Genomic DNA, 26349 nt, shown 5'->3' with positions numbered 1-26349 from the left:
ACGCCGCCGGGGCGCGGTCAACTTCCGTGCGGGCACGCCCCGTCGGCCTCGCCGGTCGCCGCCGCTACGGATTCGCTGCCCGGATCTCCGGGTCCGCTGCCCGTCGCCGGCCCGCAGCGCCGCCCCCGACGACCGTCACCCGCCCGGCGCGCCATCGGGCCCCGGCGGCGCGCCGGGCAGCGGGCGGGCGCGGCACCGCCCGGGCCCCGGCCCCTGCTCGCGACACGGCAGGCCCGGAGACCCGGGCGTGCCCGGCTCGGCGCCCCGCCCGCAGCCGGATGATCCGGACGTCCACAGGCCGCCCGCATCCCCGCGAACCCGACCGGCACGAGGTGGATGCCCGGTCGCGAAGACCTGCCCGGCACCGACGTGACAGGGCCGCCCGGCCGCGCAGCTCCGGCCGGCACTCGACATGACGGGGCCGCCCGGCTGTGACCACCCGACCGACACCTGATGCGAACAAGGCCCCGACCGGTACCCGACATGGCCAACCCCCCGGCCGGCACCCGGCATGACAGGCCCGCCCGGCCGCGAAGCCCCGGCCGGCGCTCGATACGACCGGACCGTCCGGCTGCAAAGTCCCGCCGCACCGACATGTGACCGCCATCCACACCCCGAGGGAAAGTGCTGACATGAAACTCCGCTGCGCCGTGCTCGACGACTTCCAGTCCGTCGCCGCCACCGCCGCCGACTGGTCGCCCGTCGCCGATGACGTCGACGTCGTCTCCTTCCCCGGTCACTTCGGCACCGAGGACGCCCTCGCCGCGGCCCTCGCCGACTTCGACATCGCCGTCACCCTCCGCGAGCGCGTCGCCTTCCCGGCGTCGCTGTTCGCCCGGCTGCCCCGCCTGAAGCTGCTCGTGGCCTCCGGCATGCGCAACTCCGTCATCGACTACGCCGCCGCCGAGCGGCACGGCGTCACCGTGTGCGGCACGGCCGGCTCCTCCACCCCACCCGCCGAGCTGACGTGGGCGCTGCTCCTCGGCCTCGCCCGCGGCATCGTGCCCGAGGCAACCGCCCTGCGCCTGGGCGGACCCTGGCAGTCCACCGTCGGCGTCGACCTGCACGGCCGCCGCCTCGGTCTGCTCGGCCTCGGGAAGATCGGCGGCCGGGTCGCACGGGTCGGCCTCGCGTTCGGCATGGACGTGGTGGCCTGGAGCCGGAACCTCACTCAGGAGCGGGCCGACGAGGTGGGCGTCGGCCTCGCGGCGTCGAAGGAGGAGCTCCTGGAGACCAGCGACTTCGTGTCCGTCCACCTCGCGCTGAGCGACCGGACCCACGGTCTTCTCGGTGCCGCGGAGCTCGGCCTGATGAAGCCCACCAGCTATCTCGTCAACACCTCGCGGGCCGCGATCGTCGACCAGGACGCGCTCGTGGAGGCCCTGCACACCGGGGCCATCGCGGGCGCGGGCATCGACGTGTTCGACATCGAGCCGCTGCCCGTGGACCACCCGATGCGCACCTCGCCGCGCCTCCTCGCGACCCCGCACCTCGGCTACGTCTCCCGCGCCAACTACGCGACGTACTACGGCCAGGCGGTCGAGGACATCCGGGCGTACCTCGCGGGATCGCCGGTCCGGGTGCTCGGCGGGCACCCGGGGCCGGCCCGCACGGACCTCGCCCGGACCGGGGCCGGGCAGTGACCGTCGACGCGGCCACCCTGCGCTCGGTGCTCCGTGCCCACGCGTCGGGCGTGGCCGTCCTCACGGCGCCCACCCCGGCCGGGCCCGCCGGGGTGACCATCACCTCCTTCACCTCGCTCAGCGCCGAACCCGCCCTGGTCTCCTTCGCACTCGCCGACTCCTCGTCCACCTGGGCGCGGATCAAGGACGCGCGCTGGTTCGGCCTCCACGTCCTGGGCGCCGGTCAGACCGATCTGGCGGAACGATTCGCCGCCCGCGGGACCGACCGGTTCGCGCCGCCCACCCGCTGGACCGGAGGCCCCCACCACGTACCGCTCCTGGAGGGCTGCCGGGCACGGCTCGTCTGCTCGCGCCGCGACGTGATCCGCGCAGGCGACCACCACCTGGTCGTGGCCGCCGTCGAGCACGCGGAGCCGGGCGAGCCCGGCGGCGGCCTGGTCCACCTGCAGGGCGCCCTGCGCCCCGTCGGCCCCACCGTGCCCGCACGGCTCTGACACCGCGTCACGGCGGGCGCCACCGGCCGGCCCGGGGGCGCCCGCCGTCCTCTCCTCGTACGCACGACCGCCGCGCGGTGCTCCGTTCACTCCCGAGCGCCGCTGACGAAGGGGCCCCGCACGGCGATACCTTCGCACCGGGACGCGACAGCGGAGGGGACCGCCCCATGCCGACCCTTGATCTCGCGACCACGCCTCTGGACCTGCCCTCGATAAGGGACCGGGTCGACGTCGTGCTGTCCGCATTCCTGGAGAAGAAGGCCCGCGCGGCCGCCGCGGCCGGCCACCCGGTCGTGGTCACCGCCTTCCTCCGGGACTTCCTCTTCTCCGGCGGCAAACGCCTGCGGCCCCTGCTGTGCGTCATCGGCTGGCACGCGGCGGGCGGCCACGGCATCCCCGCCACCACCCTGCGGGTGGCGGCCTCGCTGGAGATGTTCCACGCCTTCGCCCTCATCCACGACGACCTCATGGACGACTCGGCCACCCGCCGCGGGCGGCCCACCGTCCACCGGGCCCTCGCCGACCGCCACCGCACCGGGCGCGGCGGCGCCTCCGCCGCCCGGCTCGGCCGGAGCGCCGCACTCCTGATCGGCGACGCCGCCCTGGTCTGGTCCGACGAGCTCCTCCACACCGCCGGGCTGCGCCCCGGCCGCCTCGCGCACGTCCTCCCGCTGATCGACGCGATGCGCACCGAAGTGATGTACGGCCAGTGCCTCGACCTGCTGTCCACCGGCCGGCCCACCGCGAGCATCGCCCGCGCGCTCGCGATCGGCCGCTGCAAGACCGCCACGTACACGGTGGAAGGCCCCCTGCACATCGGCGCCGCCCTCGCCGGCGCCGGCCCGGCCTTCCGCGCCCTGCTCAGCGACTACGCCCTGCCCCTCGGCGACGCCTTCCAGCTCCGCGACGACCTCCTGGGCGTCTACGGCGACCCGGCCGTGACCGGAAAGTCCCGGCTGGACGACCTCAGGGACGGCAAGCACACCACCCTCGTCGCCCTGGCCCTCGAACGCGCCGACCGGGCCCAGCGGCGGACCCTGCGCACCCTGCTCGGCAACCCCGGGCTGGACGAGAGGGGCGCCGACCGCATCCGCCGCCTGCTCGCCGAGACCGGCGCCCACGCGACCGTGGAGGAGCTCATCCGGTCGCGCTGCGCCCAGGCCGAACAGGCCTTGGAGCACGACGAGTTCCGGCCGGCCGCGCGCACGGCCCTGCGCGGCCTCGCCCGGGAGGCCGCCGTACGGACCGCGTGAGCGGGGGAGGGGAACGCGCTGCCCCGCCCTCAGCACCTGCCCGGGCCGACCCCGGCCATCCGGCCCCCGAAGTCCCGGAAGACCGACGCTCCCGGGCGCGCCGGGGGCGCGGCGGCACACCCGTAAGGGGCACACGCGTGTCCGCCGCCTCCGGGGCACCCGCGTCAGCCCTGTGGTGCCGAGGTGACCTTCTTGCCCTGGTCGTTCACCGCGAACCACAGCCCCTGTTTGCCCTGCCCCGCGGTGTCCCCGGGCTTCTTGTCGCCCGTGAACCAGTACACAGGCCAGCAGTCCACCGCCAGCTGCTTCGTGCCGTCCGGCCGCGTGACCGTGCTGATCAGCTTGTCGGGCACCCCGCGCACGGCGCTCTTCTCGACGGGCTCCGCCGGCTTCCACGTGTCCAGGCACGTGCCGGTGCAGGCGAACTTCATGGGCCAGGCGCTGTCCTTGTTGAACCGGTACAGCGTACGGCCCTTCCCGTCGACGACGATCTTGCCGAGGGCGGGGTTGTCCGTGACAGAGACACCCGCGGGGGCCTGCGCGTCCGGCTTCCCGCCCTGCGACTCGTCCTGCTTGCCGCCGCCGGCCTTCTTGCCGTCGGGAGCGAACGCGCTCCACGTGCCGCCGACGCCCTGCCCCTTGGTGTCGCCGGGCGCGGTGTCCTTGGCGTAGCGGTAGACGGGCCACCCCGCGAGGGTGAGCTGCTTGGTGCCGTCGGAGCGCTGGACCTCCCCGACCGCCGCCCCGATCCCGGACGCGGCCGTCGCGTCGCCGGCGGGCACGGGAGGCCAGGCCTTCGCGCAGTCGCCGTCGCACGTGGAGGCGGGCGGCTGCGCCGTGTCCTTGTCGAAGCGGTAGAGGGTCATGCCGGCGCTGTCCGCGACGACGGAGCCGATCCCCGGGGCCTCGCGCACCGTCATCTCCTTGGCCGGGGCGTTCTTGGCCTGCGTTTGCGAGGAGCCGCCGGAGCCGTAGGAGCCGGCCGAGCCGGCCCCGTAGCCCTCGCCGATCTTCGAGGTGCTCCCGGCCGGAGCCTTGCCGTAGTCGTCCTTCGCGGACGAGCCGCTGCCGCCGCAGGCCGCCGTGAGCACCATGACCGTGATCGCCGTTCCCGCGAGGGAGGCGTGACGCAGCTTGTTCATGAACCGTCCTTTGCTCGTGTGCCGGCGGTGGTCCGCCGTTGCAGGGGAGATACGGGGCCGGCCCGCCGTACGCTCAGCGGGGCCGGAAACTTGTCATCCGGTGACAGAAAACGACAGGAGGCGTTCAGCCGGCGGCCGCGATGCGCAGGGCGAGGGCGGGGCAGCGCCGCACCGCTCGCAGGGCCCGTCCGCGCATCCGTGCGGGCAGGGGCATCACGGCCCGTTCGGGATAGCCGTCCGCGCCGAGCCGCAGCAGCCCGGGGAGCAGGTCCGCGCACAGGCCGTGCCCCCGGCACAGCGTCCAGTCCACCAGCAGCTGCTGGGCCGGGGCCTGCGCGGAGGAGTCCGAACGGGCCCCGGACACGGCGGTGTGCAGCAGGTCCCCCTCGGGCAGCGGCAGGGCGCCGAGCACCGGGCGGGCGCAGCCGTGCCCGAGGGCGTGCGCCGCGAACTCGTCGGCGAAGACCGCGAGGGCGGACGCCACGAACCGGGCGCTGCCGTCGGGGTGCCCGCACGCGCCGCGCTGCTCCACCGCCGCCATCCGGGCGCGCGCGGTGTCCAGGGCGCGCTGCCCGCCGCCGTCCGCCGCCTCGGCGAGCGCGTCCGCGAGGGAGGGCAGGCCGAGGGCGCACGGGCCGCACTGCCCGGCCGACTGCGCGGCCAGCCACCGGGCCATCCGCACGACCTCGCCCACGGGACACGTCGTCTCGGGCAGCGGCAGCACCGCGCCGGCCCCGAGGACGCCGCCGGCCGCGGCGAGCGAGTCGCGGGAGACCGTGGCCGCGCGGGCCGCGTCGGGCGGCAGCCAGCTGCCGTGGTAGCCGCCGACCAGCACGCCCTGGCCCGGTGCGGTCCCGCACAGGTCGAGGATGTACGTCAGGGGCACGCCGGTCGGCGTCTCCACGACGTGGGTGCCGGCCACGGTCAGCATGACGGTGCCGGGTTCGGTGGGCAGTCCGCACGCGCCGTAGCCCGTGGCCCCGAGCCGCGCCGCGGCGGCGAGCTGGGCGAACGTCTCGGTGTTGGAGAGCAGGGTGGGGGCGCCGCCGAGCCCGCTCTCGCTCGTGCGGACCCTGCGCCCGGACGGCAGGGCCGGGCCGCCGTCGATGCCGCGGACGAGCGCGGAGCTCTCGCCGGTGACGAAGCGCTCGGGCAGCAGGGTCACGTCGGCCTGCGGCCCGGGCTCCGGACCGCGCTCGGCGAGCGCGCGGCGCACCGACCGCTCGACGTCGGGCCGGGTCACGCCGACGGCCACGCGGTCGGCGCCGAGGGCCCGCGCCGCCATGAGCGCGCCGTCGAGGACCAGGTGGGGCGCGTAGAGCAGCAGGGCCGTGTCCTTGAGGCAGCCGGGCTCGCCCTCGCTGCCGTTGACGACGACGGACGCGGAGGAGCCCTTGCGGCGCTGCGCCGCGGCGACGGCGCGCAGCTTGCGGGCGAACAGGAAGCCCGCGCCGCCCCGGCCGCGCAGCCCGATGTCCTCGGCGAGCGCGGCGAGTTCGTCCACGCCGGGGCCGGGTGGGGGGCCGTGCACGGCCAGGTGGGCCTCGCGGTCCATCCACGCCGTCTCGTCCAGCCCCGCCAGCAGCCGCGGCGGTCCGACGGTGGCCAGGGAGGGCACGGGCGCGGGTGCGGTCCGGTTCATGCCTGCCCCCCGGGGCCGGTGCGTTCCGCGCGTTCCTCGCGCAGCCGTGCGCGCAGGCGCAGGGTCAGGGCGGCGGCCACTCCCGCCAGGCACAGCGCGTACGCCGCCGTGGCCCAGCCGGCCGCCGGCCGGCCCGCGTGCAGGCCGTGCACCAGGGCTGCGCCCCAGGCCGGGTAGGCGGCCATGTGCAGGGCCCGCCACCGGCGCGAGCCGCCGACGCTGCTGAACGCGCTGCGGAAGGCGCCGCTGACGGCGACCGCGACGAAGAGGTAACCCGCCATCGTGCCCAGGCCGATCAGGAACGGTTGGCCGTTGTCGGCGAACGGAACGGCCGCGGCCGCCGGGCTGGTACGGTCCTCGGCAACCTTGACCCAGATGTGCAGGGCGAGAAAGCCGAGCCCGGCCACGGCCAGTCCGCGGTGCACGCCCTGGGCGAGGAGGCGGTGGGCCGGGCCCAGCAGCCGCCGGCCGGTTGCGGCCAGACCCCACAGCACCGTGGAGGTGAGCGAGACGAGCGCGAGCACTCCCGCGCCGAAGTCGAGGAACTCCTGCGTCCGTTCGGCCACGCCGGCCTGTGCGGCGACGGCGAGGAGCAGCAGGATCGCCGCGGGCAGGGCCGGGCGGGCCGAGGGCCGCAGCTGCGGCCGGCCCCGCGCCCTGGTGGCCCGGCTCCCGGCGGCGGGGCGGGAGCGGCCGCGGGCCCCGCTGCGGGGCCGGGCCCGTGGGCGCGGCCGTGGCCGCGGACGGGGCGGCGGCGAGATGGTTTGCATTCGCGACATGTGCATGCGGGTCTCCGACAGGTGGCCGCCGGTGCTTCCGGCAACCGCCCGTGTTCCTGAGAAATCCGGAAATCCCTCGCATCGGCGTCGTCCGCCGGGAGGGCCCTTGTTGAATTCACGCGGTGTGACCGGCCGGCCACCGGAGGCCCGGCGGCCGAATGTGCAGAAGCATCGTCCATCTCCGCAGGATCTTCATAAGGTTTATCGCGCTGTGACAAATTCCCGTACGGCTGTCCCCCCGGCGGCCGCCGACTGCTGATGATGCCCACTCAGGCGAGAGGGCCCGGACCGCAATTCACGGTTTCCCGTCCCTCGCGCCCGGTACGGAAGTCCGGAGGTAGACGATGTGCGAAATCCTTAACCGCATCTGGTCACGACCACGCGGCGAGTGGACCCGGGTGGTGAGAAGGGAACTCCCCGCGGTCGCCGCCCAGCTGGCCGAGGAACTGCAGCGCAGCACACCGGCGTTCGCGGCGGCCTCCCGGCGCATCGGCACGGAAGCGACGCGGACCGCCGTCGAGCAGGCGCTGCTGCTGACCCTCGGGCTGCGGCCCGCGCCGGGCCCGGAACAACCCCGCATACCGCAGCAGCGGCGAAAACCGGCCCGCGTCGTCACCCCCATGCCCGGCACCCGGGCGCGCCAGGCCCTCTTCGCCGCCCTCGCCGACGACCGGTGCATCCCCGCCGACGTCCTCGCCGAACTCGCCGCCCAGGCGGCCTGGCCGCTGCCGCGCCGCGTCCGGGCCGTCGTCCTCGCCGGCGCGGGCACCGGAGACGCGCCGGTGCCCGCGCCCCACCTCGTGCCCCCGCCCTCCCCGCAGCTCACCTCCCAGCTGGCGGCGGCGCTCGGCCAGGGCCTGCCCGGCACGGTCGAGGCCGACCTGTGCCTGCTGATCCCCGACCCCGGGCCGCGGGCCCGCCCCGCTCTGGAGGCGGCCCTGGACGCGGCGCTCGGCGGCCGCCCGGCCGCCGTCGGCCACTCCGTGCCCGTCGCGGAGGCCGCCGCGTCGCTGCGCTGGGCGCGCCGGCTGCTGGGGCTCGCGGGGGCGGTCTCCGGCCCTGCCGAACGCATCACCTTCGTCGACGACCACCTGTCCGACCTGCTGGTGCTGCAGGACGAATCCCTGGCACGGGCCCTGTCGGCGCGGTGGCTGCGCCCCTTGGACGACCTCACGCCGCGGCAGAGCGAACGCCTGGAAGTGACGCTCCTGGCCTGGCTGGAGAGCGGCGGCGCCCCGGAGGCGGCCCGCACGCTGAACGTGCACCCGCAGACCGTGCGCTACCGCCTCCGCCAGATCGAGAAGCTCTTCGGGCCCGCGATGCGCGAGCCGCACAGCCGCTTCGAGCTGGAGCTCGCCCTGCGCAGCCGGCGGCTGATGGCCAGGGCCCGGCTGCTGCGCTCACGCGCCCACGGCTCCGCCCGGGCCCTCGGCGCCGCGGTCCATCCCCTGGGAGCGGCGGGCAGGGCGGCCCGGGTCAACGGCTTGTGAGCCGTGGCGCGGCGCCGTGGAACGGGCACGTGCGGACGTGCCCCGCGCCGGCCGGCGCCGCCGTCGCGGCAAAAAGTCCCGCCGCGACGGCGAGAAGCCGCAGCGGCGAGAGTCCGGCGGAAGGCCGGCCGGCCGCAACCGGAGACACCACTGATCCGCCGGAACGGCATACGGCGGCCCCGAATCCGGCAGTTCGGGGCCGCCGCCTTCCCGGCGCGGGTGGCAGTGGGGGGTGAGCGCACCCGCGCCGGGGGCTGGGGGTGTCAGCAGGTCCGGCCGGAGTTGATGCAGGACACCGCCTTCGCCATCAGGGCGTCGGGCATCACGTTGATGAAGTCCCCGTGGTCGGTGACCGGCTTGTGCAGCTGCTCGGGGAAGCTGTCCACGGCGAACGGGACGCCCGCGGGCACGTCGTAGGTGATGCGCTGCACCAGCTGCGGGACGGCCCGGAAGCCGCGCGGGCAGGAGCCGTCCGCGCGGGCGAAGGCCACGTGGGTGCGGTGGTTGGCGCTGTCGGTGCCGCGCCCGTCCCAGCAGTTCTGGAAGGCGAAGGTGCGGACCACGTCCGAGCCGTCCGGGCAGACCGGGTATTTGTCCTTCAGCTGCCGGTTCTCGAAGCCGGTGCAACTCCACGAGGCATTCGCGTTGGCGAGTCCGTTCGTGAGCGCTTTGGCATCGCCGGTGATGATGCGGAGGAATCGCGGCATCGCGGTCACCTTCGTCACCGGGCTGCCCCGGAACTGCAGGGTCACGGAAGCGGGCCGCAGGACGGTTCCCATGTTCCCGTCGTGCCCGCCGCCGGGCGCATTCGCGTCCGGTGCGGCCTTTCCGTCGAGGACGCGCAGCACGGGCCAGTAGTGCGTCGACTTGTCCCCGTTGGTGCAGGTCGTGCCCGCGGCGGCGAGGCTCGCGTCGGTGGAAAAGGCGTCGGTGGATTTGTTGCCCACGTAATCATGCATGTGGTGCGCGCCGTTGCGCACCCCGGGCGTCACGATGACGTTGTCGGGGTTGAAGTGGCCATTTTCATTGCGCCCGCAAACAGTGGTGAACGTGCCGGTCGAGCCGGCCCGGCCGGTGGCGGGGGTGCGCTTCGCGGCGGGGGCGTTCCGGATGTCGGCGAAGTCGGCACGGGACGGGCCGCCCGGCATGCCGCGGTCGCCGAGCCGGGAGCTGAGCGGCCGGGACGAGTCGTCGGCCGCGGCCGTGCTGACCTTGCTCGTGGTGCACCGGCTCAGTCCGGTGAGCCCGTCCGGGCCGGAGCCGGCCGGGCGGTTCCCCGCGGCGCGCACGGAGTCGGAGATGCGGCCTATGGTCTCGGTGCGCTGCTGCTGGAGGTCGCCGAGCACCGCGCCGGCACCCGTGTCCGCCCCGTCGTGTCCTTCGGCGTCGTGTCCGCCGCTGTCGTCGCTGCCGCTGTCGTGGCCGGCGCCCGTCAGCCGCCCGTACGCCTGGGCGACCTGGGCGTCGAGCTGGGACAGCCCCCGGGAGACGGCCGGCTGCGCGGCGGCGGGCACGTCCCGCAGCCGGTCGCCGACGTCGGGGCAGGAGATGGTCATGGCCGCCGGCTCGGCGTTCTGCCGCGCGCTCGTGCCGGCGTCCCGGGCGGCCCCGGCCGAGGCGTGGTCGGCGATGATCGCCGTACCGCCTCCACCGAGCAGCAGCGCCGCGGCCGCGACCACCGCCCGGGTTTTCAGCTTCGAGCGTTTGTGGGCCTGTCGCATCATGTGGGGTCACTTCTTTTCGTTGTCGCCGGGGTGGGGGAAGTCGACGAGTCCGGTGTTCTCGAGGACGGTGATGTGGTCGAGGACGACGGTGTTGGCGCGCGTCGCCAGGGCCCGTACCAGCGCGTTGGAGGTGCGGTCGCGCACGAGGGCCACCAGGCCGAAGACCTTGCCGTGGGCGGCGCGCACGAGGTTCGCGAAGAGCCGGTCGAAGTCCGCTCCCCGGGAGCCCCGCAACTGGCCGAGCCACCCCTGCTGCTCGGCGCTCGGCCGCTCCGGCAGGCTCACGCCCAGGGAGCGGGCCGTGTCCGCGGACCGCTGGTCGAGCTCGGTGTGCCCGTCCACGAGGTGCTCGCCCGCCATCCGCACGGCGTCCGTGGTGCCGCGCTCCAGGGCGAGCTTGCCCGCGGGCTTCTCCCAGAGCCCGGCGAGGCGGACCCGCCGGACGAAGTCCCGGTCCAGCGCCGTCAGCGGCCCCGACGGCGTCCGCCGGGTGCCCTCGCCGTCGTCGGTCCACGCGGTGGGCGCACTGGCCGCCGCGGTCCCGGCACCGCCGAAGAGGTACACGGGGATCAGCAGCGCCAGCAGGGTCGCGGCGAGCGAGAGGACGACGAGGCCGGTGCCGAGGGTCCGCTGGGACGCGGGCGACAGCGCCCGCAGGGAGGACACGGATCGCAGGGAGGACACGGACCGCAAAGGGCGTGCGGATCGCAGGGGACGTACCGGTCGCATGGCACCTTCTTCGCTCGACTCGGCTGCCGGAACGCCCACGGACGCTAACCGCCGGCCGGACGCGGCGGACGAGGATTCGCGCCCGGTGACAAACCCCCGTCCCCGGCCCCCGCGCGCTGCTACCGTTCCGCGCGCGCAGGGTCCGCCCGCGTGGTCCGTCCGCGTGGCCTGTCCGCCTGCCGCTCCGCGGCCGGGAGCCGGTGCTACGCGGTCACAGCTCGACGAGCGCCTGCACCGGGAGGTGGTCGCTCGGGAAACGCCCGTCGAGGGAGTACGTGTTGACGGCGGCCCGCAGCGTACGGACCGACGGGGTCGCCAGGATCCAGTCGATGCGGTCCCCGTCCGGGACCAGCGGCCGGTAGCCGTGGAACGTCGCGTACTGCGGGCCGCGCTCGGCGGCGGTGTCCCAGGTGTCGGCCAGGGCGCCGCCGCCGAGCAGCGCGTCGTAGACGGGGTTGGCGTGGGCCGGGACGTTGAAGTCGCCCGTGACGATGCGGGGGAGCGCCGGGTCCAGGGCCCGCAGCCGCTCGCCGATCAGCTCCGCGCTGCGCTCCCGCGCGTACTGGTGGGCGTGGTCGAGGTGGGTGTTGAGGAGGTAGAAGTCCGCGCCGGTGTGCCGGTCCGTGAAGCGGATCCAGCTCGCCATGCGGACGATCGTGTTTCCCCAGGTGGCCGAGCCGATGAGGGAGGGGGTGCCGGACAGCCAGAAGTGGTCGAACTCCTCCGGCGCGAGCCGCAGCGTGTCGTAGAAGACGGCCCCGAACTCGTCGTGGCTGCCGCCGTGCCGGCCCAGTCCGAGCCAGGCGTAGCGGGGGCCGAGGTCCTCGGCGATGTCGCGCAGCTGCCGGTGCAGGCCCTCCTGGGTCCCCAGCACGTGGGGCCTCTCGTGGCGCAGCAGCCGCCGCATCACGGGCCGGCGCCGCGACCACGGATGGGGGTCGTTCTCCGAGGCGTACCGCAGGTTGAACGTCATCACGCGCAGTCCCCACCGGCTGGCGTGCGGAACAGGGGCGGGCATGGTGCCTCCTGGTCGGGAGGGTCCGGAACGTCCCGGAGGATCCTCCCGGCGCGCGGCCGAGGGGGCAAGGAGCGCGGCGGGCCCGGCGCCCGGATCCTGCCGCCGCCCGCTCGCCCGGCGCGCTCCCGTGACGCCGGTCACTGCGGGTTCCGGCGCCGGTGGTGCTTACTGTGACCGACCGTCACCAGCACGAAAGCGCCGGAGGGTTGCGCCCATGCCGTACGCCGGGACCGCGGACGGGATCCGCATCGCCTATCAGGCCGACGGGGACGGCTCCCCGCTCGTGCTGCTGGCGGGCCAGGCCAACAACCACCACTGGTGGGACGGCGTCCGCGACGACTTCCGGGCCGCCCACCGCACCGTCACCCTCGACTACCGCGGCACCGGCGCGAGCGACAAGCCCGACGAGCCGTACAGCACCGAGGGGTTCGCGCGGGACGTGATCGCGGTCCTCGACGCCCTCGGCGTCGAGCGTGCCCACGTCTACGGCACCTCCATGGGCGGGCGCGTCGCCCAGCAGCTCGCCGTCCGGCACCCGGAGCGGGTCCGCGCCCTGGTCCTCGGCTGCACGTCGCCGGGCGGCCGGCACGCGGTCGAGCGCAGCGACGACGTCCGCAGGTCGCTGGCCCGGCCCGGGCCCGCGGCGGGGCAGGCGCTGCGGGCCCTGATGTACACCCCGGCCTGGCCCGCCGCACGCGGAGGCCCCTCCGGCGTGCTGGGCGATCCGGCCATGCCGGCGTACGCCCGGCGCCGGCACCTCGCGGCCAGCAACGGGCACGACGCGTGGGACGCGCTGCCCGGCGTCTCGGCGCCCACGCTGGTGGTGCACGGCGACGACGACCTCCTCAACCCCGCCGTGAACGCGCGCCTCCTCGCGGACCGCATCCCGGGTGCCCGGCTGCACCTGATCCCCGGCGCGCGGCACGCCTACTTCGAGGAGTTCCGGGCGGTGGCGAGCCCGCTGGTGCTGGACTTCCTCGCGGAGTGCGAGCGCGGCACGTGAAGCGGAAGACGTTCTGCCGGGGGCGGCGCCCCGCCTAGTCCCGGGGGCGGCGGCCGAAGTGCACCGTCTTCGCAACCAGCAGGAACAGGTCCGGGCGGTGGTCGACCCCCGCGGGATCGGCCGGATCGAGCAGCCGGTCCAGCGTCGCCGTGTCCTCCGCGTCCAGCACGTCGGCGCTGATCCGGCGCTGCCGCTCCAGCGTCTGCCGCACGAACTTCCGCGTCCCCTCGTCCAGGGGCGCCGGCCGGTCCACGAGGAAGGTCCTGCTCCGCACCTCGGTCAGGCCGGCCGCCCGCAGCATCGCGGACCAGTCCTCGGTCACCGCCACGGACCCGGGCAGCTCCTCGCGCATCCGGGTGAAGCGGCCCGCCATCGCCGCGTCCAGCCGGCTGTGCAGGTCCGGCCGCCCGAAGCCCGGGTCACGCGGCAGGCACCGGGCCGGCAGGCCGCCCTCGACGACGGCCAGCACGCCGCCGGGTGCGAGCAGCCCGGCGAGCCGGTCCAGCGCGCCCTGCTGGTCGCCGACGTGGTGCACGACCTGCCCGGACCACACCAGGTCCGCGGTCCCCAGGCCGGCGAGCCCCTCCGGGAACTCCGCCGCCCGCGTCCCCAGCCGGACGCCGAGCCGCGCGGCCCGCTGCTCCGCGAGGGCCAGCAGCTCCGGCGCGCCGTCGACCGCGACGACCTCGGCCCGCGGGAACACCGACGCGAGCCGGCAGGCCGCGACCCCCGGGCCGCTGCCGACGTCCAGGATCCGCCCCGGCGCCGGAACCAGCCGCTCCAGCTCCTCGAACGCCTGCTGCACGTAGGGGCTGTGGGCCTCGCCCTCGAGCTCCAGCATGCCCGCCAGCGCGGCCCAGTCGAAGTCGTGCGTCCCGTCCGCCATCTCATCCGCTCCCTGGTTCGTACTCGTATTCGTACTCGTGCTTCCGGCGCAGACTGTGCGGCCTGACCGGACTCCTTGACAAACCTTGTTGCTGTTTCTGCAATAGAGGGATGGAAGAAGTGCTCGCCGCCGTCGGACCGCGGCTCAAGCGCATCCGCCAGCAGCGCCAGTGCACCCTCGCCGCGCTCTCGGAGGCCACCGGGATCTCCGTCAGCACGCTGTCCCGGCTGGAGACCGGGCAGCGCAAGCCGAGCCTGGAACTGCTGCTGCCGATCGCGCACGCCCACCAGGTGCCCCTCGACGAGCTGGTCGGCGCACCCCCGGTCGGCGACCCGCGGGTGCGCCTGAAACCGGTCCGGCGCGGGGACTCGACCGTGGTGCCGCTGACCCAGCAGCCGGGCGGGCCGCAGGCCTTCAAGATGGTCATCGGCCCCACCCGCAGCACGCCCGAGCCGCGCACCCACGAGGGCTACGAGTGGCTGTACGTGCTCAGCGGCCGGCTGCGGATGGTGCTCGCCGACCACGACCTCGTGCTCCAGGCGGGAGAGGTCGCCGAGTTCGACACCCGGCTGCCGCACTGGTTCGGCTCCACCGGTGACGCCCCGGTGGAGATCATCAGCCTGTTCGGCCCCCAGGGCGAGCGCATGCACGTCCGCGCCCGGCCGACGGAAGGGACCTGACACTCGTTCGAAAATCCTGTTGCCGCAGGCGGATCTCCGTGGCGATGTTGTGGGCTGCCGCTCTTGTGCCCATCCCCGGAGACCTCCCGTGCCCGAAGCTCCTCCCGCCGCCCGGCCCGCGCAGCGCACCCGCTACCTCGCCGACATCACCCCTCTGCGCCGCTCCGCGGACTTCCGCCGCCTGTGGGCCGGGAACACCGTGTCCTGGGTGGGCCAGCAGATGACCGCCCTCGCGGTCTCCCTGCAGGTCTACGCGATCACCGGCTCCACGTTCTCCGTGGGCCTGGTCGGCCTGTGCTCCCTCGTCCCGCTCATAGCCGCCGGCCTGTACGGCGGAGCCGTCGCCGACACCGTCGACCGCCGGACCCTCGGCCTGGCCAGCGCCTCCGGCGCCACGCTGCTGTCCGTCGTGCTGGCCGCCGCCGCGCTGCTCGACCTGCGGCAGGTGTGGCTGCTCTACACGGTCGTCGCCCTGCAGTCGGTCTGCTTCGCCATGAACAGCCCGGCCCGCAGCGCGATGATCCCCAAGCTCCTGCCCCCGGAGCAGCTTCCCGCGGCGAACGCCCTGACCTCCCTGACCACGAACCTCGGGCTCATGGGCGGCCCCATGCTCGGCGGCGCCGTCGTCGGCCTCTGGGGCTTCCAGGCCGCCTACCTCATCGACGTGGTCTCGTTCGCCTTCGCCCTGTACGCGATGTGGCGCCTGCCCTCCATGCGCCCCGAGAAGAGCGGCGGCGGGCCGGGGCAGGGGCGCGCCTCCGTCCGGGGCGGCCTGCGCTTCCTCGTCACCCGTCCCAACCTGCGCATCACCTTCCTCGCCGACCTGGCCGCCATGGTCCTGGCCCAGCCCAGGGCGCTCTTCCCGGCCATAGCCGGGCTCTGGTACGGCGGGGACACCAAGACCGTCGGCCTGCTGGTCGCCGCACCCGCCGTCGGGGCGGTGCTGGGCGGGCTGTTCTCCGGCTGGCTCGGCCGCATCCACCGGCACGGGCTCGCCGTGCTGCTCTCCGTCGGCGGCTGGGGCGCCGCCGTCACCGTCTTCGGGCTGAGCCGCAACCTCTGGCTCGGCCTGCTCTTCCTCGGCCTCGCCGGCTGTGCCGACAGCATCTCGGCGGTCTTCCGCACCACCATGCTCCAGGCGGCCACCCCCGACGACATGCGGGGCCGGCTCCAGGGCGTCTTCATCGTCGTGGTCGCGGGCGGGCCGCGGCTCGGCGACTTCCTCGCGGGATCCGCCGCGGACCTCGCCTCCCCGTCCTGGGCGGTCGTCGGCGGCGGGCTCGCCTGCCTGGCGGCGATCGCGCTCATCGCCGTCCAGTGGCGCGGCTTCGCGCGCTACGACGCGCGCTCGCCGCAGCCGTAGGAGAAGAGGGTCGCCCCGGCGCCCGGCCGGGCGGGGACGGCCGCGCCGTCGCCGGTCACTCGCCCGCCCGGCAGCGGCCGGCGGTGCCCGCCCCGCAGCGCGTACGGCCCGTCCTGGCAAGCGGCTCTTCCGCCGTTCCGCTGCTGACCGTCCGCTCCCGGCGCTCCCGCGCCGGCGTCAGCCGTGTCCTCGCCCCCGCAGGAGCAGGCTTCCCAGGTCCGTTCGCCGGTGCAGCACCGCCCGTCCCGCGCGCGCCGAGGTGACCAGACCCGCGCCGCGCAGCGCGGCGGCGTGGGCGGAGGCGGTGGCGTTGCTGACGCCGAGCCGCCGGGCCAGGCCGCTCGTGGTGTGCTCCTGCCCGAGCACGGTCAGCACGTCGACGCGGGTCCGCCCGAGCACCTCGGCCAGGGCCCCGTCCGCGCCGTCCGCCCCCTCCGGGGAGAGCGGCAGCCCCGGGCCGGCCGCGTAGCTCAGGACGAGGGGCCGGCCGGGCAGGTCGGCGACGAGCGGATGGCCGGTCCACTGGAACGCGGGCAGGAGCAGGACGCCCCGGCCGCCGAGCGCGAGGTCCCGCTCGCCGGGCGCCGGGAGTTCCCAGACGTCCCCGCGCAGCCGGCTGCCCGGCACGAGCGCGGCGAGGGCCGCGCCGACGCCGTGCTCGGCCACGGCCAGGGCGTGGCGGGTGAACTCCGCCCGGTGCAGGTCCTGCACGAGGGGCCACACCGGCCGCACGGCCGTCTCGAAGGCCGCGTGCTGGGCGCGCCGCAGGAGCTGCCAGGCACCGGCGTCGCCCCGGTGCAGGTCGCGGACCCACGGTGGGGGCGGCGCCGGGTGGCCGGCGTACACGCGCTCCAGCTCGGCGCGGACCAGGCCCGGGGGAGCGGCCCGTACGGCGTCCGGGCCGTCCTCCGGCGCGTCGCCGGACCCGTCGCCGAGCTCGTCGAGGAAGAGCGGGGCTCCGGCCGCGGTGACCAGATCCCCCAGGGGCTCCGCGGCGGCCGGCAGGTTGCGCAGCAGCCGCTGCCGCCAGCGCCCGTAGAGCAGGTGGTCGTCGCCGCGGAACAGCATCATGAAGGCCGTGTTGAGCGCCTGCAGCGGCACGGGCCGCGGCGCGAACCGCACGCGCGCGAAGTCGGCGGCCGAGAACTGGATCCGTATCACTGCACTCCCGCCGGCACCGCGCCATCGTTTCGGGCAGGGCCTGAACCTTCGCCCGGGGCCCCCGCCGGGCACCAGCATGCAGGTCGTGCCCACGGCATTCACCCAAACGGCCGCCGGGTGGCACAAGGACCTACATCACCGCAGGTAAGGGGAGCGCCATGCGCCATCATCACATCGGCCGACGGGCCGTCACCACGTCGGCCCTGGCGGCCACCGCGGGGGTGCTGCTCGCGGGCGGCGCCGGCACTCCGGCCGCCGCGCGGGCGCGGGGGACCGCGGACGGCATCACCCTGCGGCTGCCGGCGCCGACGGGCCCGTACCGGACCGGGATCACCACCCTCTACCTCGTCGACCGCTCCCGGCGCGATCCGCTGGAGCCGGAGATCCCCGTCCGCGAGGTGATGGCGTCCGTGTTCTACCCGGCCCGCACCGTGCGCGGCTGCCGTCGTGCCCCGCAGATGACCGCGGCCGCCGCGGCGGACTTCGGCGCGGACGGCCGCAGAAGCCACCCGGAGCTGCCCGCCGCGGGCGTGAACTGGGCGGCGATCACGACCCATTCGTCCACGGGCGCCCCCGCGGAGGCGGCTCGCCCGCGGCCCGTCCTGCTCTACAGCCCGGGAGGCGGTGACGCGCGCACCATGGGCACCGGCCTCGCGGAGGAACTGGCGAGCCACGGCTGGGTCGTGGTGACCGTCGACCACCCGGGCGACGCCTGCGAGGTGGAGTTCCCGGTCGCCATGGCCGGCCGGGAGCTCGTCCGCTCCACCGTGCTGCGCTACGACCCGAGGACGGACCCCGGACTCTTCCGCACCCTCATCGACACACGGATCGCGGACATCAGGTTCGTCCTGGACCAGCTGGAAGTCCTGGCCGCCGGGCGGAACCCGGACGCGGCGGGCCGCCCCCTGCCGGAGCACCTCGGCCGGGCGCTGGACCTGCGGAGGACGGGCGCCTACGGGCACTCGGCGGGCGGGACGGCCGTCACGCAGGCGATGTACGACGACCGGCGCATCGACGCGGCGGCCGACCTGGAGGGCTACCTGGACCGCGCGCCGGAGACGCCCGGCGGGGAAGGCGAGTTGTACCCGGTCGCCCGGTGCGGGACGGACCGGCCGCTGCTCCTGCTGGGATCGGACGGATTCCAGGACCGCAAGGGGCTGGAGCACTCCTGGCCCGCGGTCCTCACCCGCTCGGGGGGACGCGCCTGCCGCCGGCAGCTCGACCACGCCGCGCACTGGGTGTTCACCGACTACGCGGCCCTGGTGCCGCAGTTGCAGACCGCCGGGCTGGTGACGGCCGCCGACCGCGCGAGGATGGTCGGGACGGCGGACCCGTCCGCAGCCGTGCCGGCGGTGCGCCACCACCTGCGCTCGTTCTTCGCCCGGCATCTGCCGGCGCACTGAGCGGGCCCGGACGCTCACGGCTGATGAGCCGTCAGCGCATGGACCAGCTCCACGCGGGAGCGGATCCCGAGCGCGGCGAAGACGTTGCGCAGGTGGTGGTCGACGGTCCGGTGGCTGACGGCGAGGAGGGCGGCGACCTCGCGGTTCGTGCGGCCCTCGGCGACGTGCCGCGCCACCCGCAACTGCTGCGGGGTGAGCGAGGCCGCGGGGCGGGGCCGGCCACCCGGTTCGGCCTGCCCGGCGGCGCGCATCTCCTCGCGGGCCCGCTCCGCCCACACGCCGGCCCCGCACGCCTCGAACAGCAGCATCGCGCCCCGCAGGTGCGCGCGGGCGTCCCCGGGCCGGCGCAGCCGCCGCAGCGCCATGCCGAAGGCCAGCTTCGTACGGGCCTGGGCGAACTCGGAGCCCACGCGCTCCACCAGCGCCAGGGCCCGGCCGAAGCACGGGTCCGCGCAGGCGGGCGCCGCGGTGGCGGCCAGCACGGCCCGGCAGTGCAGGACCGTGGCCCGGGCGCGCTGGTCGCCGGTCACCTCCGCCCACTCCTCCAGGGTCCGCAGGATCAGCCGGGCCTGACGGCAGGCCCGCTTCCGCGCCGGGGCCGGCAGCCCGGCGACGGCGAGGGCGACGGCCTCCACGAAGGAGGGGATCACCCGCACGCGCCACGCGAAGTGGTGGACCCCGGACTCCCCGAGGACCAGGGGGCGCAGCAGCTCGACGGCCGCCCGCGGCCGCTGCTGCGCGAGGTCCAGCAGGCCCAGGCTCCAGGTGGCCAGCAGGGCGGGGACCATCAGCCCGTGGGCCTGCGCCGTGCCGAGCGCCCGCCGGGCGTGGTCGCGGCAGGCGGCGGCGTCCCCCCGTACCGCCGCGGCCATGGCGAGCGTGCCGCGCAGCTGGGCCGCGGTGTTGTGGCGGCCGGCGGCGACGGCGGCCCGGAGGCCCCGCTCGGCGTGGGCTCCGGCGCGCGCGTGGTTGTCGGCGACGAGCTCGACGAGCGCGAGCAGGCCGAGGAGCTCCGGCACCGTCCGCTGTTGTCCGGCCGCGCGGGCCAGGGCCCGGCCGGCGAGGTCCCGCGCCCGCGACACGTCGCCCAGCATCAGGGCGGCGCGGCAGGCCAGGACGGGGACGGCCGGGTGGCCGTCGTCGGTGGCCGCGCCGCGGAGGGTCGCCGCGCGGAGCGCGGGGACGGACCGGGCGTGATCGCAGCGCAGGGCGGCCGCGATGCCCCGGAAGTAGTCGCGCACCGCCTCGGGCGCCGCGCCGTGACCGCCGATGCGCAGGGCCGCCCCCGCGTATCCGGGGCCGTCGCCGGCCGTCCAGCTCGCCTCCGCGGCGTGCAGGAGGGCGGTGAGCTCGTCGTCCGGGCGGTCCGCGTGCCGGTACAGCGCGGCGGCGAGGTGCAGCGCCTCCCGTGCGTTGATCACCTCGCCCGCGCGCAAGGACTGCAGGCCGCGGGTCAGCTCGGTCTGCCCGCGGGCGGCGGAGACGGCCTTCCGGCGGAGGGAGAGGGCGCGCAACGCCGTGGCGCGCCGGGGGAGTCCGGCCCGCCGGGCGTGGTCCGCGGCCGCGGCCAGGCGCCGGGCGCGGGCACCGTCGTCCTCCGTGCGCTCGGCGGCACGGGCGAGCGCGGACGAGCACCGGACGTGCAGGCGCCGGGTGCGCTCCGCCGCGCGGGTGCGGCGGGAGCCGGGCTGGGGGCCTGCGGCCTGAGGATCGCACACGGTGGCTCCTCCTCGTTCCGGGGCCGGGGGAGGGGCGCCGGAGACTGGGCGAAGGATGGGGGGTCCCGGGCAAGTGCGGGATGTTGCCTGCAAGTTACTCGTAAGTAAAACCGTTGGGTAGGCCGCTGGAAGGGCCGGTCGCCGCGAACGCCCCGAGCACCCCGGTGATTTCACCGATTCGCATTCCCGGGCGGCGCTGCATGCTCTCCGCATCCGTTGCGCATCCCACTCACCGGGAGGATCGTATGCGAAGGATCATCAGTGCCCTGGCGCTGGCGGGGGCCGTGGCCGCCACCGTGACGGCGGGTCCGGCCGCCTCCGCCGAAGCCGCCCCCGCACCCGCCGGAGCCGTCCGCGCCTCCGCCGGAGCCGCGTCCGCCCGCACGCCCGTGGTGTTCGTGCACGGCTATCTCAGCGGCGGCGTGACGTGGGACCCGGCGATCGCGGCGTTCCTGGGCGCCGGGTACCGGCCCGGCGACCTCTTCACCTACTCCTACGACTTCTTCGGCTCGAACAAGGCCAGTGCCCAGGGGCTCGCCGCCTTCGTCGCGAAGGTGAAGGCCGACACCGGTGCGGACAAGGTCGACATCGTCAACCACTCCATGGGCGGCCTGGTCTCGCTCTGGTACGCGAAGGAGCTGGGCGGCGCCGCGAACATCAAGCACATGGCCTCGCTGGCGGCACCCCACCACGGCACGTACATCGCCGGGCTCTGCACCGTGCTGTCCGTCTCCTGCCAGGAGATGTCGCCCGGCTCCGACTTCCTGAAGAGACTCGCGTCGGGCGACGAGACGCCCGGCGCCGTCGACTACCGCACCTGGTACTCGCCGTGCGACGGGGTGATCAACCCCTTCACGAGCACGCCGCTGCAGGGGGCGGTCAACACCCTGGTGCCCTGCGAGACGCACCTCGGGTTCCTGACCGACATCGGACTGCTGGCCCGGGTGGCGTCCGCCCTCAAGGCCTGAGCCGCCCCCCCCCGGGGGGGGGGGGGGGGGGGGGGGGGCGCCCCGGCGCGCGGCGCGCCCCCCCGGGGCCCCCCGCCCGGCCCCCCCGCGGGCCGGGGCGCCGCGGACCGGCCAGGAGCAGGACTGCCGGTTACGCCGCGCTCTGCGCCGCGGGCGCACCCTCCGCCGCCTCCGCCGCCCGTGCCGCGGCCTGGGCCGCCGCCGACCGCGCCCGGCCGCGCTTGCCCATCACGGTCGTCCAGGCGACCAGCGCCGCCACCACCGCGAGCGGGAACACGTTGTTCACCAGCACCATGGCCTTCGTCGGCAGCACGTACGTGAGGACCACGCGGATCGCCGCCTCCAGCAGGAAGCCGGCGCCCCACACCGACGTCAGCAGGTACTGCACGCGGCGGAAGCCCGGGAACTCCCACAGGCCGTTCCAGCGGGCGATGCCCTCGGGGGTGCCGTCCGTGCCGAACTTGCGGCCCAGGTAGAACATCGCCGGTCGGCGCATCGCCAGGCTGCCCAGGAACGTCAGCCCCAGCAGGCCCGTGATGGCCGATTCCTTGATGAACATCAGCTCGGTGCTGTTGTACGCCACCGCGCTCAGCGCGCCGAGCAGCATCAGGGCCAGCATCATCATGCCGAACTCGTCGACCCGGCGCCTGATCGCCAGGTGCAGCAGCGTCTCGACGGCGGGCCACAGCGTGATCAGCAGCAGCGCCTTCACCTGGCTCACGCCGTGGTCGGTGAGCATCCCGTACGTGACGAACGGCAGGATCACGCCGAACAGGATCGCCGGCCCCCAGTTCATCAGCGCCTTGCCCCCGCCGCTTCTCTTGCCGTTCTCACCGGCGTCGTGCGCGTTCGTCATCCCCGCCCCGTTCATCTTTCTTGGTACGCACATGCATTTCTGATCTGTATCGCATATGCTCACGATCGTGAGCGATAGTGCAACAGGTCGCCAGAGCCTAACAGGTCGTCAGAGCAGCGCGGGCGTCTCGCGCGGAGCCAACGTCGCCCTGGTGCCGTTCCTCTACGGAGTGGCCGGCCGCGAGGAGCTGCCCGGCGTCGCGCTGGTGCGGCTGCTCACGGACGTGGGCCTCACCCCCGCCGCCGCCCGCTCCCTCATCGCCCGCATGCGCCGGGACGGCCTTATCGCCGCGGTCCCCCGCGGCCGCGGCGCCGACTACCACCTCGCCGGCACCTTCCTGGAGTCCTTCCGCCAGGTCCGCCACGGCCGCCCCGAACCCCCGCCCTGGGACGGCTTCTTCCACGCCGTCTTCTACACCGTCCCCGAAGCGCGGCGCGCCTACCGCGACCGGCTGCGCCGCGCCGCCTCCCTGGCCCGCTACGGCCTCATGCAGCCCGGCGTCCTCATCTCGCCGGCCGACCGCCGCGACCACCTGCTCGCCGAACTCGGCGGCCCCCCCGAGGAGGGGACCGTCTACTTCGGGCGCGTCGAACTCTCCACCGCCGACGCCGCCGAGGTCGCCCACCGCGCCTGGGAGCTCGCCGAGCTGGACGGCCGCTACCGCGAGCACACCGCGCGCCTCCTGGCCGCCGTCGCCGAGCACCCGGTGCCGCCCGGGCCGGGCGCCGCGGCCCTCGCGGCCTACGCGCGGCTCTTCGGCGGCAGCCTGACCGACACCCTCCGGACCCCGCCCGGCCTGCCACCCGAACTCCTCCCGGACGACTGGCCGCTGCCCGCGCTCCTGGCCGCCGTCGGCCGGACGTACGCGCACTTCGGGCCGCCCGTCGTCGCGTACGTGGAAGGGGTGATCTCCGAGAGCGGCGCGTGACGCGGCCCGCGGGCCGGACCCCTCCTTGGCCGGAAAACCCCGGGGCGTGCGGCCGTGGCCGGATCGCTCCCTGCCGTTCCTCCGGACGGGGCTGCAAAGGTATGCCCTTTCGCCGTCGAGCCGAGAGGAACGACCCGACATGCGCGACGAACCCACCCCGCTCCCCCAGGAAGTCCCGAGGGAGCTGCACGTCTGCATGGGCCTCAACTCGTGCGCCGGCCTGGACGCTTCCGGGAAGGCGGAGATGGCCGGGACCGGGACCTGCGCCACCGTCTTCCACGTCTGTCACGGCGAGGGGTCCTGCCGCGGCCAGGGCGGCTGCGGCTACGCGGGCACGGACTACGAGCAGTTCCACCCCGGCGAGCAGGACTGCCGGTACAACGGCAGCTGCGCCAGCCCGATCAACGAGAGCAGGGTCTTCTCGGCCGGGCCCCTCAAGGGCAAGAGCGTCTGGAAGCAGGCCCGCCGCCTCTTCGAGGCCCGCATGTACGCCGCGGGCAAGGCGTTCGGCCCGGCCCCGGGGCAAGGCATCCCGGACGACCGGATGCCGCACTACGACTACATGCAGCAGCCGCAGGAGGGGCAGGAGCACGGCCGGAGCGCCAGGGACGACCGTGAGTGAGCCGCGGCTCGGCACGCCCCGCCTGGGATTCGGTGCCGGCCTGCGGACCCCGCATCTCCCGTACATCCGCGAACACCGGCCGCCCGTCGGCTTCTTCGAGATCATCTCCGAGAACTTCCTCGACTGCCACGGAGGCCGGCGGCAGGCGCTCGAGGAGATCACGGACCACTACCCCGTGGTCCTGCACGGCGTGTCGCTGTCCATCGGCAGCACCGACCCGCTCGACGCCGGCTACCTGCGCCGCCTGAAGCGGCTCGCCGACGACGTGGACGCGCCGTGGGTGTCGGACCACGTCTGCTGGACGGGCGTGCTCGGCATCAACACCCACGACCTGCTGCCACTGCCCTTCACCGAGGAGACGCTCGCCCACGTCACGGGCCGGGCCCGGATCGTCCAGGACGTGCTGGAACGGCCGCTGATCCTGGAGAACCCCAGCAGTTACGTGGAGTTCCGTGCCTCCACCCTCACCGAGTGGGAGTTCCTGGCCCGGCTGGCCGAAGAGGCGGACTGCGGGATCCTCCTCGACGTCAACAACGTCCACGTCTCGGCGTACAACCACGACTTCGACCCCGAGACGTACCTGCGGGCGCTGCCGCACGAGCGCGTCGTCCAGATGCACCTGGCCGGCCACACCGACCACGGCACGCACATCATCGACACGCACGACGCCCCCGTGGCCGAACCCGTGTGGGAGCTGTACCGCACGGCCGTGGAGCTCACCGGGGGAGGAGCCGCCACCCTCCTCGAACGGGACGACAAACTCCCGCCGTTCCCCGAGCTGATGGCCGAGCTGGACCGGGCGCGAGCCGTCGCCGGGCCCGTGGCGGCCGCCACGGCCGGGAGCGCGCATGGCTGACGGCACCCCCGGGCCGGGCCTCGCCGCCACCCAGCGCTGGTTGCAGGCCGCCATCCTCGACCCGGCCGCGACGGGCCGGTACGCGGTCGGCGACGTGGTGACGGCCTCCCGCCGCCTGTCCGCGCGCGAGCGCCTGCGCATCCACCAGCAGGGCTACCGGCTGCGCCTCGCGGAGTGCATGCGCAGCCTGCACCCGGGCTCGGCGCACCTGCTCGGCCGGGAGATCTTCGACGGGTTCGCGCTGGCCTACCTGGAAGCGCACCCGTCCCGCTCGCCGACCCTGGCGGGCCTGAGCGACGGATTCGCCGGCCACCTCGCCCGCACCCGGCCGGACTCCGCGCCCGGCGCGCAGCGGGAGCCGTGGATCGACCTGCTCATCGACCTGGTCCGCTTCGAGCGGGTCTTCACCGAGGTCCTGGACGCGCCCGGCACACGGCCCCTCCGGCTGTTTTGGGCCTGCGCGCCCGTGCACGCCTACCTCACCGAGGTCCGCCGCGGCCGGGACCCCGAGCCGCCCGCCCCGCACCCGGTCCGCCTCGCCGTCACCCGGCGCGACCACACCGTCGTCACCCGGGAGCTGAGCCGGGCGGCGTACGACCGACTGCTGCACGCACACCCGGAGGACGCATCATGATCGACATCCAGGCTCTGGGCGCGGACCCGGAGCAGGACATCGCCACGATCCAGGACCTGGCCGACCACCTGAAGGCCGCGGCCCACGTCGAGCTGTCCACGATCCCGCTCTACCTCTACGCCACGTACTCGATCAAGACGCGCGGCTACTCGCAGTGGGCGGCCGGGGCGTCGGCCCAGCGCCTCATGACCGGCATCGCCATCGAGGAGATGCTCCACCTGACGAACGTGCGGAACCTGCTGGTGGCGATCGGCAAGGGTGAGGAGTTCCGCTGCTACAACGAGCAGTTCGTCCCGAAGTACCCGGAACCGATGCAAGGACGCGTCCCCGAGCTCATGCTCCGCCTGCGCCGCCTGTCCACGGACCAGCTCGACACCTTCCGGGGGATCGAGGAGCCGGAGGGCGTCCGCCCCCCGAAGCCCGAGGCCGTCCGCCCCTACCTGTCCCTCGGCGAGTTCTACCGGCGCATCGAGAAAGGCATCCGGTTCCTCAGCAGCGAGGACGCGAAGGAACAACGCATCGACTGGGACCAGGCCGGGGAGACGCTGTGGCGGTACCAGTACCACCGGGGGTACTGGAACCAGAACGGAGGGTCCGACGGCCCCCGCCTCATCGTCAGCGAGGACACCGCCCTGCAGGCCATGGAGGTCATCGTCGACCAGGGCGAGGGCGCGTGGGACGACCACGGCTACCTGCCCGACCCCATCGTCCGCGACCCGGGGAGCGCGTACCCCCCGCCGGAGATCGGGAAGCAGCAGGCGTCCCACTACACCAAGTTCACCGACATCAAGAGGGGCCTCAACGGCATCGGCGTCGTCGTCGACGACAACGGCGTGCAGAAGTTCACGATCGACAGCAAGGAGGTCATCTGGCCGGTGCTGGACGACCCGGACACCGGCCTGCTCAAGGACACGAGCCCGGTCCGGGACCTGATGGTGCTCTCCAACGCCGTCTACTGCTACGTGCTGGCGCTGCTCGACGCCATCTACGACGCGCCGATGGCGGTCGCCGCGCCCACGGACAAGGAACCGTTCACCAAGGACGCCCGGTACGGGCTGGAACGGGCCTTCATCGCGGTGATGCAGGGGGTGCTGTACCCGGTCGCGGACCTCCTGGTGCGCACACAGCTGACGGCGGACGACCTCAAGGCACCGCCGAAGGAGCTCGTCCATGCCGGTCCGCCGTTCCAGTACCACCACTTCACGAAGGAGCCGAAGGCCGAGCTCGTGGAGCGGTGCAACGCCCTGCTCGCGCACTTCCCGGAACTGGGCGGCGAGGACGGGGTGCAGCGGCAGATCGGCCTGCTGCCCGCGTTGCCGCATCTGCCCCGTTGAACCACCAGGGCAGCGCGTTGCGG

At 75.1% G+C, this 26349-nt stretch carries 24 protein-coding genes; 14 read left to right on the top strand and 10 right to left on the bottom strand.

The features are described from left to right. Positions 1 to 632: 632 nt before the first annotated feature. From ACOTKD_RS10300 to ACOTKD_RS10290, 3 genes are all read left to right on the top strand, one after another. Positions 633 to 1643, top strand: coding sequence for a D-2-hydroxyacid dehydrogenase family protein (locus tag ACOTKD_RS10300; RefSeq protein ID WP_424888576.1), 1011 nt, complete (start codon positions 633 to 635; stop codon positions 1641 to 1643). Next, positions 1640 to 2137 carry a flavin reductase family protein gene (locus ACOTKD_RS10295; RefSeq protein WP_424888575.1) on the top strand — a complete coding sequence of 166 codons (498 nt, stop codon included), beginning with the start codon at positions 1640 to 1642 and terminating at the stop codon, positions 2135 to 2137. The genes ACOTKD_RS10300 and ACOTKD_RS10295 overlap by 4 nt, the downstream gene beginning before the upstream one ends. A 167-nt stretch (positions 2138 to 2304) precedes the next feature. Then, positions 2305 to 3390: a polyprenyl synthetase family protein gene (locus ACOTKD_RS10290; RefSeq protein WP_424888574.1), complete on the top strand. Its 1086-nt coding sequence runs from the start codon at positions 2305 to 2307 to the stop codon at positions 3388 to 3390. A 164-nt stretch (positions 3391 to 3554) separates the two neighbouring features. Here the strand turns inward: ACOTKD_RS10290 and ACOTKD_RS10285 are convergent, their stop codons facing one another. The 3 genes from ACOTKD_RS10285 to ACOTKD_RS10275 form a co-directional block, all read right to left on the bottom strand. Beyond that, on the bottom strand, positions 3555 to 4532 hold the full coding sequence (locus ACOTKD_RS10285) for an SCO0930 family lipoprotein (RefSeq protein WP_424888573.1): 978 nt from the start codon (positions 4530 to 4532) through the stop codon (positions 3555 to 3557). 124 nt (positions 4533 to 4656) lie between these two features. Beyond that, positions 4657 to 6174: an NADH-ubiquinone oxidoreductase-F iron-sulfur binding region domain-containing protein gene (locus tag ACOTKD_RS10280; protein WP_424888572.1), complete on the bottom strand. Its 1518-nt coding sequence runs from the start codon at positions 6172 to 6174 to the stop codon at positions 4657 to 4659. Further along, positions 6171 to 6953: a hypothetical protein gene (locus ACOTKD_RS10275; RefSeq protein ID WP_424888571.1), complete on the bottom strand. Its 783-nt coding sequence runs from the start codon at positions 6951 to 6953 to the stop codon at positions 6171 to 6173. Before ACOTKD_RS10275 ends, ACOTKD_RS10280 begins: the two co-directional genes overlap by 4 nt. 401 nt (positions 6954 to 7354) lie before the next feature. Between ACOTKD_RS10275 and ACOTKD_RS10270 the strand changes: the two genes are divergently transcribed. Next, entirely contained in the window at positions 7355 to 8443 is a 1089-nt protein-coding gene (locus ACOTKD_RS10270; protein ID WP_424888570.1) for a PucR family transcriptional regulator, read from the top strand. Positions 8444 to 8706: 263 nt separating this feature from the next. Here ACOTKD_RS10270 and ACOTKD_RS10265 read toward each other — a convergent pair whose 3' ends face one another. From ACOTKD_RS10265 to ACOTKD_RS10255, 3 genes are all read right to left on the bottom strand, one after another. Further along, complete coding sequence (locus tag ACOTKD_RS10265) at positions 8707 to 10167, bottom strand: DUF1996 domain-containing protein (protein WP_424888569.1); 1461 nt, start codon at positions 10165 to 10167, stop codon at positions 8707 to 8709. A 6-nt stretch (positions 10168 to 10173) separates the two neighbouring features. Next, a complete protein-coding gene (locus ACOTKD_RS10260) occupies positions 10174 to 10851 on the bottom strand; it encodes a DUF4142 domain-containing protein (protein WP_424888568.1) in 678 nt (225 codons plus the stop codon). Positions 10852 to 11107: 256 nt separating this feature from the next. Continuing rightward, complete coding sequence (locus ACOTKD_RS10255; RefSeq protein ID WP_424888567.1) at positions 11108 to 11914, bottom strand: endonuclease/exonuclease/phosphatase family protein; 807 nt, start codon at positions 11912 to 11914, stop codon at positions 11108 to 11110. Positions 11915 to 12128: 214 nt separating this feature from the next. Here ACOTKD_RS10255 and ACOTKD_RS10250 point away from each other — a divergent pair, with 214 nt between their 5' ends. Beyond that, complete coding sequence (locus ACOTKD_RS10250; RefSeq protein WP_424888566.1) at positions 12129 to 12917, top strand: alpha/beta fold hydrolase; 789 nt, start codon at positions 12129 to 12131, stop codon at positions 12915 to 12917. 34 nt (positions 12918 to 12951) lie between these two features. Here the strand turns inward: ACOTKD_RS10250 and ACOTKD_RS10245 are convergent, their stop codons facing one another. Further along, positions 12952 to 13803: a methyltransferase domain-containing protein gene (locus ACOTKD_RS10245; protein ID WP_424888565.1), complete on the bottom strand. Its 852-nt coding sequence runs from the start codon at positions 13801 to 13803 to the stop codon at positions 12952 to 12954. A gap of 110 nt (positions 13804 to 13913) precedes the next feature. Between ACOTKD_RS10245 and ACOTKD_RS10240 the strand changes: the two genes are divergently transcribed. Then, positions 13914 to 14483, top strand: coding sequence for a helix-turn-helix domain-containing protein (locus ACOTKD_RS10240; protein ID WP_424888564.1), 570 nt, complete (start codon positions 13914 to 13916; stop codon positions 14481 to 14483). A gap of 88 nt (positions 14484 to 14571) precedes the next feature. After that, complete coding sequence (locus tag ACOTKD_RS10235; RefSeq protein WP_424888563.1) at positions 14572 to 15846, top strand: MFS transporter; 1275 nt, start codon at positions 14572 to 14574, stop codon at positions 15844 to 15846. Positions 15847 to 16023: 177 nt separating this feature from the next. On the opposite strand, the gene ACOTKD_RS10230 is transcribed toward ACOTKD_RS10235, so the two are convergent. Further along, positions 16024 to 17007, bottom strand: a complete 984-nt coding sequence (locus ACOTKD_RS10230) for a helix-turn-helix domain-containing protein (RefSeq protein WP_424888562.1) — start codon at positions 17005 to 17007, stop codon at positions 16024 to 16026. Between the two features lie 158 nt (positions 17008 to 17165). On the opposite strand from ACOTKD_RS10230, the gene ACOTKD_RS10225 reads away from it, so the two are divergent. Beyond that, positions 17166 to 18410 carry an alpha/beta hydrolase gene (locus tag ACOTKD_RS10225; RefSeq protein WP_424888561.1) on the top strand — a complete coding sequence of 415 codons (1245 nt, stop codon included), beginning with the start codon at positions 17166 to 17168 and terminating at the stop codon, positions 18408 to 18410. 14 nt (positions 18411 to 18424) lie between these two features. On the opposite strand, the gene ACOTKD_RS10220 is transcribed toward ACOTKD_RS10225, so the two are convergent. Next, positions 18425 to 20128 (bottom strand): LuxR C-terminal-related transcriptional regulator, encoded by a 1704-nt coding sequence (locus tag ACOTKD_RS10220; protein ID WP_424888560.1) that lies wholly within the window; start codon positions 20126 to 20128, stop codon positions 18425 to 18427. 245 nt (positions 20129 to 20373) lie between these two features. Between ACOTKD_RS10220 and ACOTKD_RS10215 the strand changes: the two genes are divergently transcribed. Then, entirely contained in the window at positions 20374 to 21096 is a 723-nt protein-coding gene (locus tag ACOTKD_RS10215; protein ID WP_424888559.1) for an esterase/lipase family protein, read from the top strand. Between the two features lie 130 nt (positions 21097 to 21226). On the opposite strand, the gene ACOTKD_RS10210 is transcribed toward ACOTKD_RS10215, so the two are convergent. Beyond that, positions 21227 to 21952: a VC0807 family protein gene (locus ACOTKD_RS10210; protein WP_424888558.1), complete on the bottom strand. Its 726-nt coding sequence runs from the start codon at positions 21950 to 21952 to the stop codon at positions 21227 to 21229. Positions 21953 to 22019: 67 nt separating this feature from the next. Between ACOTKD_RS10210 and ACOTKD_RS10205 the strand changes: the two genes are divergently transcribed. From ACOTKD_RS10205 to ACOTKD_RS10185, 5 genes are all read left to right on the top strand, one after another. After that, positions 22020 to 22880, top strand: coding sequence for a hypothetical protein (locus ACOTKD_RS10205; protein ID WP_424888557.1), 861 nt, complete (start codon positions 22020 to 22022; stop codon positions 22878 to 22880). A gap of 139 nt (positions 22881 to 23019) precedes the next feature. Continuing rightward, positions 23020 to 23502 (top strand): hypothetical protein, encoded by a 483-nt coding sequence (locus ACOTKD_RS10200; protein WP_424888556.1) that lies wholly within the window; start codon positions 23020 to 23022, stop codon positions 23500 to 23502. Continuing rightward, positions 23495 to 24358 carry a DUF692 domain-containing protein gene (locus tag ACOTKD_RS10195; RefSeq protein WP_424888555.1) on the top strand — a complete coding sequence of 288 codons (864 nt, stop codon included), beginning with the start codon at positions 23495 to 23497 and terminating at the stop codon, positions 24356 to 24358. Before ACOTKD_RS10200 ends, ACOTKD_RS10195 begins: the two co-directional genes overlap by 8 nt. Next, positions 24351 to 24992, top strand: a complete 642-nt coding sequence (locus ACOTKD_RS10190; RefSeq protein WP_424888554.1) for a DNA-binding domain-containing protein — start codon at positions 24351 to 24353, stop codon at positions 24990 to 24992. The genes ACOTKD_RS10195 and ACOTKD_RS10190 overlap by 8 nt, the downstream gene beginning before the upstream one ends. After that, positions 24989 to 26326 carry a ferritin-like domain-containing protein gene (locus ACOTKD_RS10185; RefSeq protein WP_424888553.1) on the top strand — a complete coding sequence of 446 codons (1338 nt, stop codon included), beginning with the start codon at positions 24989 to 24991 and terminating at the stop codon, positions 26324 to 26326. Before ACOTKD_RS10190 ends, ACOTKD_RS10185 begins: the two co-directional genes overlap by 4 nt. Positions 26327 to 26349 lie beyond the last annotated feature (23 nt).

The sequence above is a fragment of the Streptomyces sp. XH2 genome, from assembly GCF_049725035.1.
Classification (GTDB): domain Bacteria; phylum Actinomycetota; class Actinomycetes; order Streptomycetales; family Streptomycetaceae; genus Streptomyces; species Streptomyces roseoverticillatus.
Note: the sequence above shows the minus strand (reverse complement) of the source record. Positions and strands in the feature narration are given on the sequence as shown.